This window comes from Exiguobacterium sp. FSL W8-0210, from assembly GCF_038006045.1.
In the GTDB taxonomy this organism is placed as follows: Bacteria; Bacillota; Bacilli; order Exiguobacteriales; family Exiguobacteriaceae; genus Exiguobacterium_A.
The window spans coordinates 1442756-1461460 of record NZ_JBBOUK010000001.1 but is presented as its reverse complement, the minus strand read 5'-3'; the positions used below and the strand labels follow the sequence as shown (position 1 = coordinate 1461460).

Annotated in this window: 27 protein-coding genes and 1 pseudogene; 11 read left to right on the top strand and 17 right to left on the bottom strand. The window is 47.1% G+C overall.

All coding sequences use genetic code 11. The annotated features are described in order from the left end of the window. Positions 1–10 precede the first annotated feature (10 nt). Positions 11–1210: an MFS transporter gene (locus MKY22_RS07645; protein ID WP_341087988.1), complete on the bottom strand. Its 1200-nt coding sequence runs from the start codon at positions 1208–1210 to the stop codon at positions 11–13. 175 nt (positions 1211–1385) lie between these two features. On the opposite strand from MKY22_RS07645, the gene MKY22_RS07640 reads away from it, so the two are divergent. Further along, positions 1386–1703 (top strand): hypothetical protein, encoded by a 318-nt coding sequence (locus MKY22_RS07640; RefSeq protein ID WP_023468204.1) that lies wholly within the window; start codon positions 1386–1388, stop codon positions 1701–1703. Positions 1704–1750: 47 nt separating this feature from the next. On the opposite strand, the gene MKY22_RS07635 is transcribed toward MKY22_RS07640, so the two are convergent. Continuing rightward, positions 1751–2686, bottom strand: a complete 936-nt coding sequence (locus MKY22_RS07635) for a cation diffusion facilitator family transporter (protein WP_290750160.1) — start codon at positions 2684–2686, stop codon at positions 1751–1753. 173 nt (positions 2687–2859) lie between these two features. Further along, complete coding sequence (locus MKY22_RS07630; RefSeq protein WP_341087977.1) at positions 2860–3765, bottom strand: methyl-accepting chemotaxis protein; 906 nt, start codon at positions 3763–3765, stop codon at positions 2860–2862. A gap of 219 nt (positions 3766–3984) precedes the next feature. Here MKY22_RS07630 and MKY22_RS07625 point away from each other — a divergent pair, with 219 nt between their 5' ends. Then, positions 3985–4560, top strand: coding sequence for a hypothetical protein (locus MKY22_RS07625; RefSeq protein WP_341087974.1), 576 nt, complete (start codon positions 3985–3987; stop codon positions 4558–4560). Between the two features lie 25 nt (positions 4561–4585). On the opposite strand, the gene MKY22_RS07620 is transcribed toward MKY22_RS07625, so the two are convergent. Both MKY22_RS07620 and MKY22_RS07615 read right to left on the bottom strand, forming a co-directional pair. Beyond that, positions 4586–4780, bottom strand: a complete 195-nt coding sequence (locus MKY22_RS07620; protein WP_290754700.1) for a hypothetical protein — start codon at positions 4778–4780, stop codon at positions 4586–4588. Between the two features lie 376 nt (positions 4781–5156). Continuing rightward, positions 5157–6095: an IS30 family transposase gene (locus MKY22_RS07615; protein WP_341086530.1), complete on the bottom strand. Its 939-nt coding sequence runs from the start codon at positions 6093–6095 to the stop codon at positions 5157–5159. 269 nt (positions 6096–6364) lie between these two features. On the opposite strand from MKY22_RS07615, the gene MKY22_RS07610 reads away from it, so the two are divergent. Beyond that, a complete protein-coding gene (locus tag MKY22_RS07610; RefSeq protein ID WP_214729984.1) occupies positions 6365–6658 on the top strand; it encodes a hypothetical protein in 294 nt (97 codons plus the stop codon). Positions 6659–6718: 60 nt separating this feature from the next. On the opposite strand, the gene MKY22_RS07605 is transcribed toward MKY22_RS07610, so the two are convergent. The 4 genes from MKY22_RS07605 to MKY22_RS07590 form a co-directional block, all read right to left on the bottom strand. Further along, positions 6719–7855: a GGDEF domain-containing protein gene (locus tag MKY22_RS07605; protein ID WP_214729919.1), complete on the bottom strand. Its 1137-nt coding sequence runs from the start codon at positions 7853–7855 to the stop codon at positions 6719–6721. A gap of 134 nt (positions 7856–7989) precedes the next feature. Continuing rightward, positions 7990–8235: a phage holin gene (locus tag MKY22_RS07600; protein WP_290776592.1), complete on the bottom strand. Its 246-nt coding sequence runs from the start codon at positions 8233–8235 to the stop codon at positions 7990–7992. Then, complete coding sequence (locus MKY22_RS07595) at positions 8232–8867, bottom strand: M15 family metallopeptidase (protein ID WP_214729921.1); 636 nt, start codon at positions 8865–8867, stop codon at positions 8232–8234. The genes MKY22_RS07600 and MKY22_RS07595 overlap by 4 nt, the downstream gene beginning before the upstream one ends. Next, complete coding sequence (locus MKY22_RS07590; protein WP_290776587.1) at positions 8867–9622, bottom strand: helix-turn-helix domain-containing protein; 756 nt, start codon at positions 9620–9622, stop codon at positions 8867–8869. The genes MKY22_RS07595 and MKY22_RS07590 overlap by 1 nt, the downstream gene beginning before the upstream one ends. 90 nt (positions 9623–9712) lie before the next feature. Here MKY22_RS07590 and MKY22_RS07585 point away from each other — a divergent pair, with 90 nt between their 5' ends. After that, positions 9713–10210, top strand: coding sequence for a DinB family protein (locus MKY22_RS07585; protein WP_341087969.1), 498 nt, complete (start codon positions 9713–9715; stop codon positions 10208–10210). A 95-nt stretch (positions 10211–10305) separates the two neighbouring features. Here MKY22_RS07585 and MKY22_RS07580 read toward each other — a convergent pair. Then, positions 10306–10617: pseudogene (locus MKY22_RS07580) on the bottom strand (transposase); the annotation flags it as partial. A 50-nt stretch (positions 10618–10667) separates the two neighbouring features. On the opposite strand from MKY22_RS07580, the gene MKY22_RS07575 reads away from it, so the two are divergent. Together MKY22_RS07575 and MKY22_RS07570 are read left to right on the top strand one after the other, a co-directional pair. After that, a complete protein-coding gene (locus MKY22_RS07575) occupies positions 10668–11042 on the top strand; it encodes a YkvA family protein (RefSeq protein WP_445298371.1) in 375 nt (124 codons plus the stop codon). A 33-nt stretch (positions 11043–11075) separates the two neighbouring features. Further along, positions 11076–11321 (top strand): hypothetical protein, encoded by a 246-nt coding sequence (locus tag MKY22_RS07570; protein ID WP_214729928.1) that lies wholly within the window; start codon positions 11076–11078, stop codon positions 11319–11321. Positions 11322–11367: 46 nt separating this feature from the next. Here MKY22_RS07570 and MKY22_RS07565 read toward each other — a convergent pair whose 3' ends face one another. The 3 genes from MKY22_RS07565 to MKY22_RS07555 are packed head-to-tail and all read right to left on the bottom strand — an operon-like array spanning position 11368 to position 13883. Beyond that, positions 11368–12054: a polysaccharide deacetylase family protein gene (locus MKY22_RS07565; protein WP_341087965.1), complete on the bottom strand. Its 687-nt coding sequence runs from the start codon at positions 12052–12054 to the stop codon at positions 11368–11370. Positions 12055–12070: 16 nt separating this feature from the next. After that, positions 12071–13198 (bottom strand): MGDG synthase family glycosyltransferase, encoded by a 1128-nt coding sequence (locus MKY22_RS07560; RefSeq protein WP_341087962.1) that lies wholly within the window; start codon positions 13196–13198, stop codon positions 12071–12073. A 55-nt stretch (positions 13199–13253) separates the two neighbouring features. Then, entirely contained in the window at positions 13254–13883 is a 630-nt protein-coding gene (locus tag MKY22_RS07555) for a DedA family protein (protein ID WP_312193356.1), read from the bottom strand. Positions 13884–14111: 228 nt separating this feature from the next. On the opposite strand from MKY22_RS07555, the gene MKY22_RS07550 reads away from it, so the two are divergent. The 4 genes from MKY22_RS07550 to MKY22_RS07535 all read left to right on the top strand — a co-directional run bounded on the left by MKY22_RS07550 (position 14112) and on the right by MKY22_RS07535 (position 16117). Next, positions 14112–14654 (top strand): GNAT family N-acetyltransferase, encoded by a 543-nt coding sequence (locus tag MKY22_RS07550; protein WP_341087948.1) that lies wholly within the window; start codon positions 14112–14114, stop codon positions 14652–14654. 207 nt (positions 14655–14861) lie between these two features. Then, positions 14862–15383 (top strand): hypothetical protein, encoded by a 522-nt coding sequence (locus tag MKY22_RS07545; protein WP_341087945.1) that lies wholly within the window; start codon positions 14862–14864, stop codon positions 15381–15383. Then, positions 15376–15744 carry a hypothetical protein gene (locus MKY22_RS07540; RefSeq protein ID WP_341087943.1) on the top strand — a complete coding sequence of 123 codons (369 nt, stop codon included), beginning with the start codon at positions 15376–15378 and terminating at the stop codon, positions 15742–15744. Before MKY22_RS07545 ends, MKY22_RS07540 begins: the two co-directional genes overlap by 8 nt. 91 nt (positions 15745–15835) lie before the next feature. Then, positions 15836–16117 carry a hypothetical protein gene (locus MKY22_RS07535; protein ID WP_056061134.1) on the top strand — a complete coding sequence of 94 codons (282 nt, stop codon included), beginning with the start codon at positions 15836–15838 and terminating at the stop codon, positions 16115–16117. Between the two features lie 274 nt (positions 16118–16391). On the opposite strand, the gene MKY22_RS07530 is transcribed toward MKY22_RS07535, so the two are convergent. Next, positions 16392–16574 carry a hypothetical protein gene (locus tag MKY22_RS07530; protein WP_214729935.1) on the bottom strand — a complete coding sequence of 61 codons (183 nt, stop codon included), beginning with the start codon at positions 16572–16574 and terminating at the stop codon, positions 16392–16394. A gap of 128 nt (positions 16575–16702) precedes the next feature. After that, positions 16703–17338 (bottom strand): NAD(P)-dependent oxidoreductase, encoded by a 636-nt coding sequence (locus tag MKY22_RS07525; RefSeq protein WP_341087933.1) that lies wholly within the window; start codon positions 17336–17338, stop codon positions 16703–16705. Positions 17339–17502: 164 nt separating this feature from the next. Between MKY22_RS07525 and MKY22_RS07520 the strand changes: the two genes are divergently transcribed. After that, positions 17503–17940: an Rrf2 family transcriptional regulator gene (locus tag MKY22_RS07520; RefSeq protein WP_290778508.1), complete on the top strand. Its 438-nt coding sequence runs from the start codon at positions 17503–17505 to the stop codon at positions 17938–17940. A gap of 11 nt (positions 17941–17951) precedes the next feature. On the opposite strand, the gene MKY22_RS07515 is transcribed toward MKY22_RS07520, so the two are convergent. After that, positions 17952–18128, bottom strand: a complete 177-nt coding sequence (locus MKY22_RS07515; protein WP_155960154.1) for a hypothetical protein — start codon at positions 18126–18128, stop codon at positions 17952–17954. Positions 18129–18270: 142 nt separating this feature from the next. Beyond that, entirely contained in the window at positions 18271–18672 is a 402-nt protein-coding gene (gene arr / locus MKY22_RS07510) for an NAD(+)--rifampin ADP-ribosyltransferase (protein ID WP_214853434.1), read from the bottom strand. Positions 18673–18705: the final 33 nt, after the last annotated feature.

Here is an 18705-nt window from a genome sequence, read left to right as displayed (position 1 = left end):
GGCGGATATTTCATCCGACCTTGTCCTGTCGTTCCTCAGCAAAGGAAACGGTACGATGAAGGAGCAACAAGATACTAGTCATGATAAGACCACTTAAAGAAAAGAACAGGAAAACGAACGAGACGCTAAAGAGCGACGTCAAGTACGATGATAATCCGTAACAGAGTGCAGAACACGCCGTTGATGCTGCGACCATCGCCGTTCGAACCCGTCCTAGCAAGTGTGCAGGCGTCGAGCGCTGCAACAAGGTCGCAAACGGAATCCCGAACAATGTCAGCGCCATACCGAGCAAGACAAACCCACCGACAGCCACTGGGACGAACGAGACATAGGCGACGATTGCGATTGCGAGTCCTTGCAAAACGACGGCAAAACGAAACAGCTTATCCTGCCGTACGGAGACGACCCACTTGCTGTAAAGGAGCGACATCGTGATCCCCCCGATCACCGTCGCTAGCTCAAGTGCGGAAAAGGTTTGGGCAGTCCCCGATAAGACGTTCTTGGCATATGGCGCAAGTAAGGTATTCATCGGTGTGATCATCCAGTTCGCAATGATCGCACAACCAAGGATCCATTTTAAGCGACCGTCACGCGCGACGTAATGAACCCCTTCGAGCAACGCTTCGCGGTACGATCCGACACGCGCTCCTTCTGCGACTTGTCCCGTCATGTGTCGGACGAGTAACCAGGCAATGAGATGCAGTCCCAGATCGAGCCACAAGATACTCGTAATCGAAAAATGAGCAACCATCATCCCACCAAGTAAGAATCCGCTTAACGTCCCGATTCGTTCGATTGTTGCGAGATAGGCATTCGCTTGCGGCAATTGGTCATCTTCGACTAGATCAACGACCCACGTGAAGACAGCATTTCCACCAACGATTTGCAGGATCGTCTGAACGACGAGCAAGCAAAGTAACCACGGTAAGACGACGTCTGTCAGACCGATTCCCGCTAACGTAATACCAAGCGCTAGCAAGCGAATGAGTAAGGACGTTTGATACAACGATGCGCTGACGAAACGGTCAATCCACGGTCCAACGAACGTTGAGACGAGAAAACGAATCAAAAACACACCTGTTGCAAGCAAGGCGACACCTGAAGCACTAATCTGTTCCGCGCTCAACCAGTAAATCGCAATATAAACAAAACTCGTCCCGACAGTCGATAACAAATCGGAGACATACATAAAACGAAACGCACGTGACATGATGCTTTATTCCTTTCCTAAAACGACTTCTTGTTCATCTTACAATTTTTCTCAATTGCTGCCCATTCTTTTTTCGTCATCACATCGTCATCGTCTGTTAAGGCATTCTTACCCATCTGTAACAGAGCCGACATGTTCATTCGCTATACTAAAACGCATAGGGAGGTGAAGATCCATGAAAACGCAAACGCGTTATGACTATGAAACCGAACAGGAACAGGTCGACGTCCCGTCTGAGGCACGTCTAGGCTATTACTTTCTTTTGATTGTCCTGCCGCTTGGTCTCGCGCATCTTGTCCAGTCGCTTGCTCCTTCGCCGGATCAACACCACTCGTCCGTATTGACGGGTTTGACGTTCTTATCCATCGTCTTTTTCATGTACTTAGGTAACCGAGCTGCTGGAAATGCCAAAACGACCTTTTTCGGATACTCGATGTTCTTGAGTATCAGTCTGTTCGCGACGCTGTTTCTACCAACGGTGCCGATCATTTGAGCATAAGCAAACGAGCACATGTCCGACTTTGGACGTGTGCTCGTTTTTTAATGCGTATGCGATTCGTGTTTGCCGTCACAATACAACGTATTGCCATGTGCATGTTGATCCGTCTCGACCTGGATGGTCGCGTGGTTAATCCCGACGTGTTTCAAATCGTGATCAATCTGTTCGCGAATCGATTCTGACTCCCGTACGGTCATGTCCTCCTTGACGACGACGTGACACGATAACGCGTTATAACCACTCGTGATCGACCAGATGTGTAGATCATGTAATCCGAGAACGGCTTCGTTCGTCTGAATTGTCGAAACGACCTCATCAATGTCGACATCACTCGGCGTTCCTTCCATTAAGACGTGTACGGACGCCTTCGTCACGTAATAACCACTCCGTAAGACGAGGATCGCTACGATGATACTCGCAAGTGGATCCGCCCATCCCCAACCGAAGAACAGGATCAGCAAGGCGGCTACAATCGCACCGACCGATCCGAGCATGTCGCTTAAGACGTGCAGATAAGCACCGCGCATGTTGAGGTTATGTTCGTGCCCACCGCCGCGTGTCATGATCCAGGCAACTAAAATGTTGACGAGCAACCCGAGGACACTAATGATCAGCATCCCCGTCGTTGCGACAGCGGGTGGATCGATGAAGCGTTGAATGGCTTCAATGAAAATATAGAGAGCGATGACAATCAGCGTCACGCCATTTAGGATTGCGGCTAAGATTTCAAAGCGTTTTGAACCGAACGTCTTGTTCGCATCCGGTGCTTGACTCGAGAACTGGAAGGCTAACAGGGCAATCGCAAGTGAAATCGAATCACTTAACATGTGCCCGGCGTCTGATAACAATGCCAAACTGTTCGTCCAAATCCCGCCGATGACCTCGACGATCATGAACACAGTAATGATCAGGAACGACAGGCCGAGTACCTTTTTATTGTCCGTATGATGATGGTGGTGATGATGATCATGTGCCATGACATTGCCTCCTTTTACCTTGCATTCAAACGTCTATTTGAATTATAACGTGCCTCCGTTCTGCGGTCAATGGGCTCACGTGTTATATCCCACGCCTGTACTCTTCCAAAACGACTAATCTGACTATACAAAAAAAGCGATGACTTCTCGCCATCGCTCTCTTTGTATTCTTCTCAAATAAACGACCGAAAGTCTTCCGTTTGTTGCTCGAGTTGATGTGCGACCTCTTCGATCGCGGTAAAACGTTGCATCGTTTCCTTTACAATCGCAAGGCTTGACGCGACTTCGAGATGGGACGCTTCAATCTTTTTCATCATCGCCATGATTTGACGGTTCATCGTTTCCGTATTCGTCCGTACTTCGACGACTGCACTGCCGACTAAATCCGATAAATTTTTGACTTCACTCGCAACGACGGTGAACCCTTTGCCCTGTTCTCCAGCACGTGCCGCTTCGATTGCCGCGTTCAGCGACAACAGGTTCGTTCGGGCAGCGATTTCCTTGATCGTATCAGCAATCTTCGTGATCTCGATCGCTTGGGCATATAATGTTTCGAACGTCTGCTGGTTCTCAGCCGTTTCACTTGCGATTGTGTGCATCGTCTCTTGAAGTTGATTGCCCTCTTTAGAGCCTTGAATCGACTGCAGATTCAGTCCTTCAGCGAGTATCTGGAAGCTTTTCGCATATCCTTGTACACGGTCGATCCGGTCCGTGATGTTACTCGCGATCTTGACGACGCCGACGACTTCTTCTCCCTCAAAGATCGGCATGTAAGTGGCTTCAAGCCATAAAATATCACCACGAGCATCAACGCGCTTGATTTTATCCGCTGTACTGAAGCCCGAAAACAGGCGTGTCCAAAAGTCCTGATACTCACGGCTGTTCGCGAATTCTGGTGTACAAAACGTATGGTGCTGTAAGCCAATCATCTCATCCCGCTTATACTTCATCGTTTTCGCAAACAAGTCGTTAACGTCGATGACCCGTCGTTGGCGATCAAAACAGACCATCGCGACGTTTGATTCAAGGCTCGATAAGATTGCTGGTGAGCGCAATGGTCTCGGTAAGGTTTCATTCATGGTGTCATTAACTCCTTCTATGTGTCAATCATGTTCTATGACAGTTTCATATATGAACATTCTGTACCTATCTATCGTCATCAATTGATCTTTTTTATAGTTTCATTCAAAAAAAAGAACAATCCTTTATTACTGAGGTATGGTCAGACTCACTCACTTTTAAGAACTATAGCTGTTACACTAGGGATATGGCATTTGATACGGACAGGGGGAAACAGCATGGATTATGAAAAAGCATCTCACAAGTTCCAACACCGAAAGCAACAGTTGACGTTAAAAAAAGAAACGGTCATCGAGCGCGTATCCCGGCGATATAATGCAATCGAAATACCGAAAGACGACATCTCGGATTTAGTGAATGATGATCAACTCGAATACGATGCCATCTTTTGCTGCTTGAAGATTGATGACGTCACCCTCTTGAATTCGCTTTTTACGCCTAGTGAATTAGACGATTTCGAGTGGGAAATACAAGATAATAAAAGGAAAAATCGACGATACCGATATGCTAATCAGAAAGAAGCAGATTACAATCAATTGATTCTCGATGAGATGGAAGGACGCCGAATTGATATCATCTTAGAGAGCCTTGACGGTACATATATCACTGGATTCTTGGTTAGGAATCAATCCGAAGTAATCGGCTCTTACTTATATGCTCTCGTCGGTGGTGCACATTTTGCCGATCCTGTCGTAAAAAACCTCGTCATTCGAGCCAGAGAGCTGACAGAAGAAGAAGTCGAAGAATCATATCGTGATTATCTCGACGATTTAGTTCGGTGGGGTCATATTTAAAAAGAACGATGGACTTCAAATGAAATCAATCGTTCTTCGTTTGCGCTTCGATTTTCTCGTTCCGAGCAGCCTCAAAGTTGCGATAAATCGTAAATCCTACTAAACCAATCAACCAGATAATGCCATACCCGAGTTCCCAGTCTAAGCCGAAATACAAGATTGACGACGTGATGACGACAATCAGGATTAAGCGAATGCTCGACAGATGATATTTACTCATGATGTCCCTCCTTTTCTACCGCCACCGAAGTAGATGTATGTCACGAATAGAATTAACGTCCACGTAAAAACCGCGAATATGATTTTAAATAAGCCGTCAGGCAGTATTTTTGAAATATATAACATGGTCATTAGGATTGAAAACGTTAAATGGTTATTTCTCATTTGTGTAGAGAGCTTATCCCAATTGAGCAGGACAAGTAGTACCGCGACGGGTGCGAGGAGTGCCGTTAGGAAGAAGAACGGAACGTTGCTCATATAGTACGGTATCTCGTCTTTGTTTTTTCTCATCACATATCTCTCCTCATCTGCAATATAGAATACCTAGCTTCTCTATTCATTTCATCGGAACGGATGTGATTGCATGAGACGGTTTGTCAAATTAAGCGCAACACTTCTTCGGAAAAGACCTCGTATGCAGTTTTCCAATCCAAACACTTTCTTGGTCGATTGTTGATTCTAGAAAGTGCGTAATCTAATTCTGTCTTGTTGATCATTCCGAAGTTGGTTCCCTTTGGGAAGAACTCACGGAGAAGACCATTTGCATTCTCATTGCTGCCACGTTGCCATGAAGAATAGGGATCCGCAAAGTACATTGGGATACCAAGAGAGTCCTGTATCCGTTCGTGACAGCTGAACTCCTTACCGCGATCCGTCGTCATGGTTTGAAACGTTCCCGATGGGAAAGAAGAGTAAAGTGTTTGGATGGCATGTTCCATCGAGTGAGAAGAACGGTCGACCATCGGTAGTACGATATAGAACCGACTTTTACGTTCGATGAATGTCGCAACACACGCCTTTGTCTGCCCTCGTCCTGATACGACAGTATCCAACTCCCAATGCCCGAACGTTTCTCGACCCCGGACGTCCGACGGACGTTTACTGATCGGAAGCCCGATGTTGAAGCGACCTCTTGTCTCACGTGGCTTTTGGCGCTTTCCTTTTTGTCGTAAAACGCCTAAATCGCTCTTGATGAATCCTTTATATATCCATCGATAGATTGTACTGTACGATGGTCCCTGTTCGTGAAAGAGCCGTCCGGCGATCTGTTCGGGAGACCATGTCTCTCGCAGTTTCGAAAGGATACATGAGCCAAGCGAAGTGCTGAACAGCGTGCGTGCTCCACAATTCTTTTTTTGCATCTCATAACGCAGTCCGGCGTTGATCGCATTGTAGGAAGGATTCCGTTTGAGCTCACGTGAAATCGTGGACGGCTGTCGTCCGAGATGCTGAGCGATCTTTCGCATTGAAAATCCAAGCTCTAGATAAGTTTCTATTTTGACTCTTTCTGATGTGGTAAGATGAACATAGCTCATAACGAATCCTCCGTTGAATTTGGTGTGGTAACTCTATTCTACACGAGGTCGTTATGGGTTTTTTTGTGTTTTCAGCTAGGTGTTGCACTTAATATTACAATTCGTCTTATTAAAATCAGATAGGATGACAGCTTGAAAGAAGGTTTCAAGTGTTTTTAAAGTTTGGATTGACTATTTTTCAAAATCAGACGATTAGTTGCCAGAAAACTGGGTAATATAGACTATAGCAGAGAAAAAGTCGTTCAACCAGGAGAGTGAGGTGAGAGAAGATGATCAGTGCACAAGAAGCCTATTACATCAAAAAGGAATTGAATGAAAAATTCGAGGATCCGCGGATTTCCTGTGATTTTTCAATCTTTTCACTTGAACCATTCCAACTTCTCTTGCACGTCCAAGAAGATGTCGATGAGCTCAGTACTGAAACACGCTATGGCATAAGCCGCAAGATTCGGTCCCAACTCAAACAACTCGATGCACGTGTCGGTGGTGTTCCCGTCAAAGCGGTCTATGTCATATCGGCGCCTCTCATTTCCGATCGATCGTATTGCGTCATCTTACAATGAAAAATCCCTCACGTGAGCACCGCATCTCACGTGAGGGATTTTTTTTGTCGAATTCAAATTTCAACCTGCCATGTCACCGATTTGGTTCCGACCATTCTCTTTTGCCCGATACAACGCTTGATCGGCTTGATCGATGACCTCTTTTTCCGTCGTGTTTGCTCCGGGTACGAGCGACGTCAAGCCAAGACTGACACTGACCCGGCAAAGTGGTTCATACCGTTCATGTACGATATTCAAATCAAGAATGTCCTGACGGATTCGTTCTGCAATGTGCCGGGTTTCTTCTGCTCCACGCGACAACAAGACTGTGAATTCCTCCCCACCGTACCGTGCGACTTGTCCGTGACGCGCTTGACGCTTTAAGACGCGGGCGACTTCTTTTAAACATTCATCCCCTTTTAAATGACCATACGTATCGTTATACGATTTAAAGGCATCAACATCGATCAGAATCAGGGAGAGTGGTGTCTGATGTTGCTTGGCTTCTTCAAGGAGTTGCTCGAGTCGTTCATCGAACGCCCGTCGATTCGGGATACCAGTCAAGGCGTCGTGAAGAGAACGATGAATCAAGGCTTGTTTACTGCGCTCCATCCGAAACGTCTGGATGAAGGCGATCAAGACGATGACCGCGATGCTTGCGACAACGACGATGACCCATTTCGCAGCACTCGATGCTTGTTCGGAACGATTCGTTGCTTCAGCAATGATGCGATTGACGTCCGTTCGTAGACGAGCATCGATTGGACGAAACGTCTCGATATACTGCATTCCCTGATATCGTTTTGCCTCAGCCGCTGCTTGATCTCCACTTCGAGCGAGTTCCAGTTGCGCGTCATAAAAATGCGTCGCCGTCTCAATCCGGGGAATCGCCTCGGTCCGGACGAGTTTTCGCATGATCGGATGATTCTCATCGAGTTGATTGAGTCGCTTGACCGTTTGATCCAGTCGATCGATCGTCCGTTCATACTGGGCTAGATCCGCCTCGTTCGGTGAGAGGATATAACTGCGGACGACGAGTTCAAGATTTAGTAACGCTGGAAATAATTCTGCTGCTTCCGTCGAGATGGGAATCGCTTCGTTTAAAATACGAGCATTTTCTCGTTCGATTTTTAGGAAAGCTTGATAACTCCAGACACTTGTAAACAAAAGCGCACAGAGTGCTAAAAACAAATACCGCTGCAACGTTGACCATTTCACAAAAAGACCGACCTTTCTTTCTCCATCTACTTGACTAAAGTCTATCCCTTATATCGGTGTCTTGAAATCAAACTGTTAGTCGTTTGTATGAAATAATACCCGTTGCTAGCACATTCCAAACGCTTCCAGCCTTCTTAATTGGTCAAGGATGTGTTTTCCAGCTGTTCTTGTGACTGCCTTCGTCTCAGCGCCCGCTCAGTCACATCATTATTCTTCCACCAAGCGACGAGTAGACCAATTAGTCCAATCAGACCCGTCACGAACCGTTCGACGTCACTTGACGATACTGGCAATGCTGTGAAACCGAGCGTCGGTAAGAGTAACTCAAGAAAAACATAGAGCGGAATCAAGAGGCGGATCCACGCCTGAAGACGAATCATGGCGACACCGGAAAGAGACGACGCCATGTTTGCGGACCAACAATCCCGTCAGCGACTAGACGACATGTCTGTTGGAACGTTCGAATAGCATGCGTCAATCGAGCATCAAAAATTCCTGTCACCACAAGACCCAAACGTTTTTCTATTGCTTGGACGAGTTCCGGTGCTTGAATTCGTTCCCGGAGATAGTGTCCTTGTTTTGGTACATGATGACGCGCGAGACTGACATGATCATACAGTTCAAAGTGTGGGTAGTCGGGAAAACGAGACCAATCCCCTCCCCAACTCATTCCGCGTCGTTTCATCGCGCTAACGATTCGGTGGAGTCGCGCATCTGGCGGAGAAAGGAACAATGCGCCGTCTTCGTAAAGGAAGACGTCGATTGCGACACCGAAGTTATGGTTTGATTGTCCGCCGCGTGCTTGCGTCACGATTGGACCTGGTGTCGTTCGTCCCTTCGCATACAACGCATTCTGTTCGGCGATGCTCCGAAAGCTTTGCGCTATACCGAGCTTGATCCCTTGCGGATAAAGCTCACGAATCACGTCACGCGTGATCCGGACGACAGACGGATGCATTCCAGGAACGGATAGTTTTTGATTCGCACGTCGGAGTAATTCTTCCAGTTGCATCAAGCTCCCTCCCTTGTCAGTGCTTGTAATAATTCAGCAATTTCGGCATCGTCCGGTATGATCTGTTTTTCCTTATGGTGTGCTTCATATGCTCGTTGCGCTGCTTTTTCTTGTTCCATCCAATTCGGTAATTGAAATAATGAAGTGTCTCTTCTTGAACGTTTGGTTATTCGTTTCTTCCGTTCAGCTGGTAATCCAGTCGCAAGACGCTTGACGACTTGCTCGATGTAACCGAAATGGCGACTATTCGCCCGCGCCGCTTCTTCGATCGCGTATTGGATCCGCTCGATCGGATGTTCTGTTGCCAGCTGTAGCAATTCTTGCTCGATTCGGGGTGTCGCCTTGCCGAGATTCATCTCGTACTGCTCCACCAGTTCCTTTTTTAAAGTCGTTTTCTTCAAGACTTCTTCTTCGGAGGCATCAGAAACCTCGGGGGTAGTCGTCTCTTGACTCGCCTGGGAAGGTGTGTCGACACGGGGCAGGACACGGTAAGCATTTGATGTCTGTCCTCCGTGTTTCGTGAACCGTTCGACTTTTTCGATCCGACCGCTTGCGATCAACGACTGGATACACGACTTGACCGTCGATTTACTGCACGGGACAGCATCGGCGATCGTCTGATAGGACGGAAACGCTTGACCGTCTTGACCACTGAAACTCTCAAGGATCAGGTAGATCATTTTTTCATGGACGGACGCAAATGCCGTCCCGCTCCGTAAGAGCGTATGGGGAACCGGAAGATAAGGGTCTTGCATGGTGATTCCTCCTTTCTAGGAAATATGACAGGAAGAAGTCGCGGATTGTTCGAAAAGAGTAAGGAGAAGTTTTTTGAGAGGAGTGACGAAATGAACGATCTATTTACGTTTTACTTAAAGGAACTGGATCACTATCGTCCCGATGAATTAATCTATCATCTCAATCATGACACGTGGTCGATCAGTCAGATGTACGATCATTTGATCGTCGTCAGTCATGAGTATTTGGATGAAATCGAGTCGTGCCGGTTCGCACCCGTGACCACGTCCGGAAAGTCACCGTTTGGCGAACAGTTATTTGCTGACGGAGCGTTTCCGGCGACACCAATCCGGTTACCGGATGCGCTGAACGCACCGCCAGACGAGACGGCTCACGTCGACTGCTTGCGGACACGTTGGCTACAGTTGATCGATCGTCACGCTACGCTTGCCACAATTGCTCAATCGATAGCACCTGACCAAAAGACATACCACGGTGGGATGGGCTGGTTGAATGCCGCTGAGTGGTATGCTCTCGTCACGTATCATCTCGCCCACCATCGTCATCAAAAACGAAGGCTTGATGCTACGTTAGCGAACCGACCATAAAAAAAGAGGCTGGGACATAACTAGCTGAATTTAACGAGAAGAAGGAATTGCCATCACTCAGGATGTGCAATTCCTTCTTTTTTCATTGTCTCGCGTCAAGTTGCCCTTCGGGCAACGCTTTGGATGAGCCATTTTCTTAAATTTACGGCCATGAGGATGAAGCCGAGCTCACGCTTCACCTTCGCTTTTCCTCTCACAGAAAAGCGAGTGAAACTCAAATTAGCCTTCAGATATCCAAAAACTGGTTCCACGTCTATCTTCCGTTTCGCATAGAGGGATCCTGTTTTTTGATCTGAAAGCCATTTTTTCATCTGTTCTTTTTGTTCTTCCCATGAAGTGTTTATGTGTACCTGTCGGTGACGACCCTCTTTGGCCTTGGTACAACGGGAACGAAACGGGCAGCCGTCACGACAAACGAACGGGAACCGGTTCGCTCATAAGAAAGGAGTACTCGCTTATGTTAGAGCGAATGAAACAGATCGCTAGACGGATGAAGCAACGGTTATCAGTCCTCTCTTATGCAATCGAACATCCTTGTTTACCTCGTCATATCAAATGGGGAATCATCGCCTTGATCGCCTATACTGTCAGTCCGATCGACTTGATACCAGATTTTTTGCCCGTCATCGGCCTTCTCGACGATCTCTTACTCGTTCCACTCGGTATCTACTTCATCATCCGTTCGATTCCTAAAGAGATCTTGACACAAGCACAACGACGACTTGAACAACAAGGAACTCGTTCCTTTCCATTGCTCCGACGTTATGGTCTAGCTTTCGTATTAATTTGTTGGGGCATTGGTATCGGTCTTGTGATATGGTGGATAGTGTAAAAAAAACCAAATCCACCCATAAGGAGTAGTTCAATGAAAACTGAGTTTGAGTTCATGACGACATCGGAAGCAATTCTATTCGTCAGTTCCTTTTTCATGTGGCTTTACATTGGTCGGCATTTCGTCATGATCACGACGTTCGACGACTTATTTTTGACGCAATCTTGGTGGTTACTACTTCCGGTCATCACCTTCATCCTATTCTTACGCTCGTTCGTCGTGCGGCGCTTGATTCTCCATCATAGTCAAGAAGATGAGGACTTGTCACGCGAAGCATAATCCATGTAAAAGAGGAGCTATCCGGCACCGGATAGCTCCTCTTTTTTTACGTTTGATCAATGCGACGAAACTGTAAGCCGCGTGCTTTCCAGTTCGGCAAGAGTTCACGAAGCGCTTCAATCGTCTGCACGGGTGCTTGTGGGTCCGCGCCGAACGTATCCCCGTTATCGTGGAGCAAGATGATATCTCCGTCTGACACATTTGATAGTAGCCTCTTGATTTTTGTCGTCCCGCCTTCTACCTTCCAGTCTTCCGCCATCTTCGACCAGAGAATCATCTTGTAAGCGGTTGGCCAGAGGACATCTCCGGCATTGAGTGCACCCCACGGTGGACGATAGACCGTCGGACGTTCACCGGTGATCCGTTCAATGATCATAGCCGTCCGCTCGATTCCTGCCCGGACCGTCGACGGTCGCATCGACCAGTTCGGTCGATGGACGTAATTGTGGATACCGAGTTGATGCCCTTCGTCGTGTATCCGGCGAATGAGGTCCTGATGTGCTTCTGCTTTATGACCAACGACAAAAAACGTCGCCTGAATGCCTTCTTGTTTTAAGAAATCAAGCAGTTCTGCCGTATAGACGGGATCAGGACCATCATCGAACGTCAAAGCGACATATCGTGAGTTCAATGATTTTGTCACGCGCCACCCAAAGACGCGTGACGCCACGTACGGGACGACCGTATAGGCGAGTGTCGCGAGAATTCCTGCTGTGATAAGACGTGAACGCATAGAAACTAACTCCCTTTTATTCATTTACTTTTCGGCGACGGTCTTGCAGGCAACCCGCAATCCGTTCCGCGAAGAACCGCTGATCGGCCATGACGCGATCATTTTGATACACTGTGACTGCTTGTTGCCAAGCATGCATGACGTCTGGGTTCTCAAGCGTCCGACGGATGACGTCCGCGAGTGTGTCCGTTTGATGAAATGCGAACGCAAGTCCTTTCTCCATCAAATACGTACGATTGATCTCTTCTTGTCCCGGTAGGACGTGCTGAATGAACAACGGTACACGTTTTTCGAATGCTTCGCTAACCGTCACGCCACCCGGTTTCGTAACGATCGCATCCATTCGTTCATACAACTGATTCATCTCATCCCGTGAATCGATATAGGTGAGCGGATGGATATGTGGATGACGTCGCGAAGCTAGTCGTTTATACAATGTTTGGTTCTTCCCACATAAGACATGGAAATCTGCTTCTGGACACTGTTCGATCTGCGTCAGTAAGGTCTCGAGTTGACCTAGTCCACCGTTTCCGCCTGCGACAAGAATTTGTTTGCGTGATTGCGTCGAGCGAAAAATGGAACCGCCAGCGATTGCTGGATGGACGGGGATACCCGTCACGAACAAGCGCTCAATGGGTACAGCATGATGCTCGTGCAATTCTTGCCTTGCCTCACGATTCGGCAACAGATGATACTCGATATGCGTCTTTCCCCAGACGCGGCTGACGAATAAATCGGTATAGGCATTGATGACCGGTACGTCACAAAGGTTTCGTTCTTTTAATTGATTCAAGAGATAGGATGGAAACGCATGTGTACAGATGATGACGTCCGGTTGTTCCATCTGGATGATCCGTAACATCTGTTGTTGGAAATAATGCGACGTCCACCCTGTCGACCGCGCATTGCTCGAACGTCCGGCAATATGCTGGTGATAAAAACGGCTATAGCCGTTTGAGAAGTGTCGGATCCAGTTCAGGTAAAACTTCGATGTCACCCATTCCGCAAACGGGCTGATCGTACTGAGCAATTCTACTTCCTTGACTTCAACCCCTGGACCTTGCAGTCGTTCGGCGATCGCTTCGGCAACCAGATGATGACCGGATCGCATCCTTAAAAAAGGAAAGATCACTATTTTTTGCATCGTTCGTCCACTCCTTCAAACTGTTCCGACGTTCCTTCAAAAAAAGAAGTAACGTTTAGTCTTCTTTTCCCGCTTCGTTTTTCCCTGAAACGACGCGTTTCTCAAGTCGCTTCCGCTTGAGCCATTTCACGAGCACTCCGAGCAGGAACAATACGAGTAAGGCAAGTCCGAAATACGGTACGACTTCCGGCTTGATATGAAATGTCTTTCCTGCAAAATGACCGAGTAAGACAAAGGGTACGACCCACAGCGCGGAACCGATTGCTGACACAAAAAAGTACCGACCGAAAGAAATCCGCTTCAGGCCTGCAAAATATGGATTGATCTGCCGCACACCCGGAATGTAAAGACCGCCGATGATCGTTCGATTGATTCGTTCCATGTAGCCGTTTGACACCCGCTCCCAGCGTTCCTTCGTCAATCCGAGGAATCGACCGTACCGTAGGACGGTCGGTCCGAAGAAGCGCCCTGCTCCATATGCCGTCAGCATACCGACGAACGTCCCAGCATACGCGGTCAAGATCGAATAGATTAAACGTTCTTCGTTTTGACCACTTAAGATACCAATCAGGACGAGTAAGGATTCTTCCGGTGCTGGAATCCCGACGATGCCAAAAAATAAAAAAATGAAAATAACGCCATATCCATAGGCATCGAGATATTGATTGACCGTATCCATGTTCATGTTGTCACGTCCTCTACTGCTGTCTTTCTGTACTGTTTCAACGTCTTCTGACTATGTATTCGTTCCTGTTGAAGCAATTCCTTTGAAGCAATTCCTTTTTTAGAAAAATTAAAACCTGGTTCATTCGAAAATTGACCTGTTCTCGCATCTCTCCTCGTGACAATTCTCAGTCTGTAGGAGATGATGAATAGAGTGAAGTAGATCTCTATAGACAGAAGGAGGATGACAATGAAAGAGACTGAAAAGCTAACGATTCAACCGCTATCGTTCGAGAGCATTCCATTCGTCAACCATGCCAACGATCCATTCCCAATTATCGGACGCATCGTTCCGCAGTTTTCTGGTACCACATGGTCCTATACGGAAGAACTCTATGAAACCGCTACTGAAACCCGTTTCCCTGACGATCGACTCGATTGGACGACATATATCGAAAACGAGAATCGAATCGTCCTCCTCGCCTTTTCCGGCACTTCTTGTATCGGTCACATTCGCCTTGTTCGTGACTGGAACCGTTTCGCCTATATCGAAAACATCGCGGTCAAACAAGCGTTTCGTAAACTAGGCGTCGGACACCAATTGCTTGTCGCTGCGTCAAAATGGGCACAGCAACGTGAGTTGAGTGGTCTGTCACTCGAAGCACAGGACGATAACTTGATTGCTTGCCGTTTTTACAAACGAGAAGGGTTCGTGCTCGGCGGTGTCGATAGTTTAAAACAATTCGCCAATCCACATATTGACCTGACATTGTATTGGTATAAACTATTTTGAACGTCAGTCGGAAAGGGCTTATCTCATGTTATCTATCGTAAAGAACAGTTTCATTTCCGCGATATTGTTCGCTTTCTTGTATGCACTCATTGCTGGGTTTGAGATGGGTGATCCAGCAATATACGACACTTCCTTCACTGACTTCTTTATGATTGGTCTATTGTTTGCCGGTCCCGCCATTTCGCAAGAATTGTCCTCTATCTGCTCATGCTACCAAATTCGTTTTCGCTTGTTCACATCTTATTCTGTTCAGGTGTAGCGTTGATCTATTTCATCGTCTCCGAGTCGGCGCGAAAGTATTTATCATTCCTCCCCTATCTGTTCGGGTGGCTCGGTCGGACCGTCTTCAGCTTTTTTCTGTTTCTCCAATTGTTTGGCTCGATGACGATGATGGTTCCGTTTTTGTCTTACGCGGTGCAGCTCGTCAATGAACAGTTGGATGCTGTCATGCTATTATTCTTCAGCGGTACCGTGATTGCTGACGCTCTGTTAGCTGTCCGCTTCACGAAACGTTCGCTACCGTGGATGACACATCTCCTCGTTCATCAAGGTACGGTCTTCGTGTTTGCCGGTGCGTTCATCTTGTTCAGTGCACTTCCCGCGCTATTTTTCATCGGAAACGTAGTCGCTGCCTTTTTATATGTAATGATCACCCGTCTATTCATCCTCATGAAGACTGGAAAGGAGGAGTACCATGATCCGTCTGTCATTTCGACTACTGATGAGTAATTGGATTTTTTTGATGTTCTACCAATACCTTCCGTTGTCACCACGACTTATGCCCGATACAGACTCTGGGTATTATTCAGGTGTCTTCGAAACCTTGCTGTCGTTTGCGATCGTCATCACGGTCGGTGGCATCCTGACCGACGCGATTCGTTACTTCCGATTTCGCTCACGTCCACTACCTTGGATAACACACCTCCTCCTGAATCAAGGCATCGCCTTATTACTCGGTGGCGTACTGTTACTTGTATTCAAAGGTCTGTTTCAACCGATCTATTTTCAGGCAATCGCGAGTAGCGCCGCTTTCCTCTACTTTTTGATGACGCGTTTGACATTGTTATACAAGAAAGATTCAGCTGTTTGAAATCAGCCACTTTCTTACATTTTTGTTAGGTAAAACAAGAAGACCTACGCTTTATACTAAATGTATCGTTTAGTAAAAGGAGACATGCCACATGTTTCGTCAAAAATCGCTTCTGTATTTACTCATTTTTCTGTCCTTTGGTTTAGCTTTCGATACGATCACAGGATCGTCTCTCGTTCCGTTCGTCGAACCCCTTCATCTTTTGATGACTTCTCTTGCGTTGACGATCACGACCGCCTGTTTGACTCTGTTCTTTTTGCTTTACTACGGTCTTCGTCCGCATCTCGAATTACTGATCGTCCTTCCCTTTTTGATTTTGACGAGCGGCATCACGTTCTTCTTCGTCTTCTTGAGCGCAATGACTGTCATTTAACGTCACCAAAAAGGGGCTGACTCAAAAGTCAGTCTCTACAAAGATAAGGGTGGCAGAATGATGATCTGCCACCCTTATCTTTTAACAAAAAGAATGACGCGTCACACGCCACTCCTACAGGAAAAAGCGCATTATGCGCTGTCAGAGAAAAACAAGACCCGATTTCCTGCTTGAATGAAGCAGGAAAACTGGCTTGTGTCTCGCCTGAGGAAAGGGCGTGAAAAGACGAGTCATTCTTTTTTTGAGTCAGCCCCTTTGATCGACAATATGTAGATCACGGTTTGGCATGAAGCTCAAGCAACGGATCGGCGTCACTCGGCCAATTGATTTGTCCCGTGTAATGATCCTCAATCGTCGCGACTGGTTCCGAACGTTCGAATCGAGACGGTTGCGTCGACGTCGTACAGTCGATCAAGATCGCTAACAGACTGATGATACTAAAACATCGTCGCATCATGATGTATGCTCCTTTTGTCGTTTCTCTTCTCATTTTAAGCAAACTGTGCTGATTCGCCATCCGTCCTCCGCTGTATCTCTCACTCCGCTCATCAAAAAAGACCGACTAGATACGTCGGTCTGACACCGTCATCCTTGTTCACCAACGACGGAAAATCGTTCGTTGAGATGTTGTCCCTTTTCAAGCTCATCCACTACAGCAATAGCGTGATCCGCGTAACTGATATAGCTTTCCCCTTTTGCATTTAGAATCATCTGCTCGCCGCCGACCAAATACGTTCCTGTTCGTTGACCGCTCGGATCAAAGAATCCAGCGGGGCTGAGATACGTCCACGTCACGTCTTGATGTCCTTGTAGTTCGATCAGATTTTTCCCCATATTCGAGGCTGTCGGATAATACGCTTCCGGGAAATCCTGTGTTTCCATGACGCGTGTCGAATGACTCTCGTCAACGAATAGACTACCAGCTCCACCGACGACGAATAGGCGCGTCTTACTGCCTGCTAACAGATTGATCAAGTGACGCCCGACTTCGATATGTTTCGTCTCCTCACCGGGTGCTGCGTTAAACGCATTGACGATTGCGTCAAACTCGTTCAAGTCGTCTTTCGTCAGAGCGAGGACATCACGCTTGAGAATCGTGACGTTAGCCGTCACTTTTGCCGCATTGCGGACGATTGCTGTGACGTCATGCCCGCGCTCGATTGCTTCTTGTAGAATCAATTGCCCTGCTTTTCCTGTTGCACCGATAACTCCAATGTTCATGATGATTCCTCCTTTTGATATGTAACTACTTTGATTACATGTAACCAATATAGTTACAATTGAAGTGTTTGTCAACATTATTGTCTCTATTCCCCGTTTCTTGCCAAATGAACAATACGACGTATAATAAGAGAACACTGTTTTTAAGAAGGAGGGGTCATCGGTTGGCCATCAGTACACGTTTTTCCGTCGGCATCCACATTCTCTCGTTGATTGCAACCGACGAGAAAATGACATCCGACTTGATTGCCTACAGCGTCAATACGAATCCGGTTGTCATCCGTAAAATCATGAGCATGCTCAAAAAAGCCGATTTGATTGAAGTTCGTCCGGGTGTTGCCGGTGCGCGGCTCGCCCGTCCATTGTCTAGCATCACGCTGCTTGACGTTTATCACGCTGTCGCTGTCGTACCGGACAAGGAATTGTTCGGCGTCCATGCAGCACCGAATCCAGACTGCCCGGTCGGACGAAACATCCAATCGACGGTCACGCCAATCTTCGAGCTTGCACAATCCGCCCTTGAGAAAGTGCTGGCTCATGTCACGCTTGATGATATCGTCAATGAAATCAAACAAAAAGAAGCATCGTCCTCGAAAGGATGATGCTTCTTACTTTAGAAAAACCATTGGTATAGCAAATATCCTCCACCAAGGATTACGACGACTGCAAGCATCTCAAGTCCGCGCATTCCGTCGTTTTGTCCACGAGGTACGGCACTACCAAGACCTTGATCAACACCATCGCGTAGATGATCGAGTGTTTGTTTCTTTTCTTGTTTGTAGCGAGACAATCGAATAACCCCCTTTTTACATATTGTACCATTATGTCCTTCTCTTGTATGATGATATTAGTTGATTAAATAAAGAGTTCATCATCAGCTGTTGATGTTGAAATAGCGAGTTTCAAAAAACGGAATGAGTAAGATTGATTTGTTAATCGATAATCGTGTCCTTCCCTTCTGCTCGTAACCGCTGAAGCGATGCTTTCATCGTCTCAATCTCTTCGTCCGCATGCCGTTCCCACGTTCCGAGTTCAGCGATGATCTTCACAGGTTCAGTCGAACGATACGACCTGGTCGGATTGCCTGGAAATCGTTTGTTCGTTAAATTCGGATCATCTTCATACGCTCCGAGCGGCTCGACGAGGTAGATGTGCTCTGGAGCGTCAGATTGTGCGAGCTCCGCGCCCCACTTCGCTGCATCGAGCGTTGCTGTGAAATAGATATGTTGAAGCGGATGTTCTCGAAAATTCGATGCATGTCCCGGCTTTAATTCGTCACCGATTTGAAGTGTCGCTTTCGTGCCATGGAAAAATGGACCTTCGACTGTTTTCATATACTCGCCTCCTGACTTGATACATTCAGTATA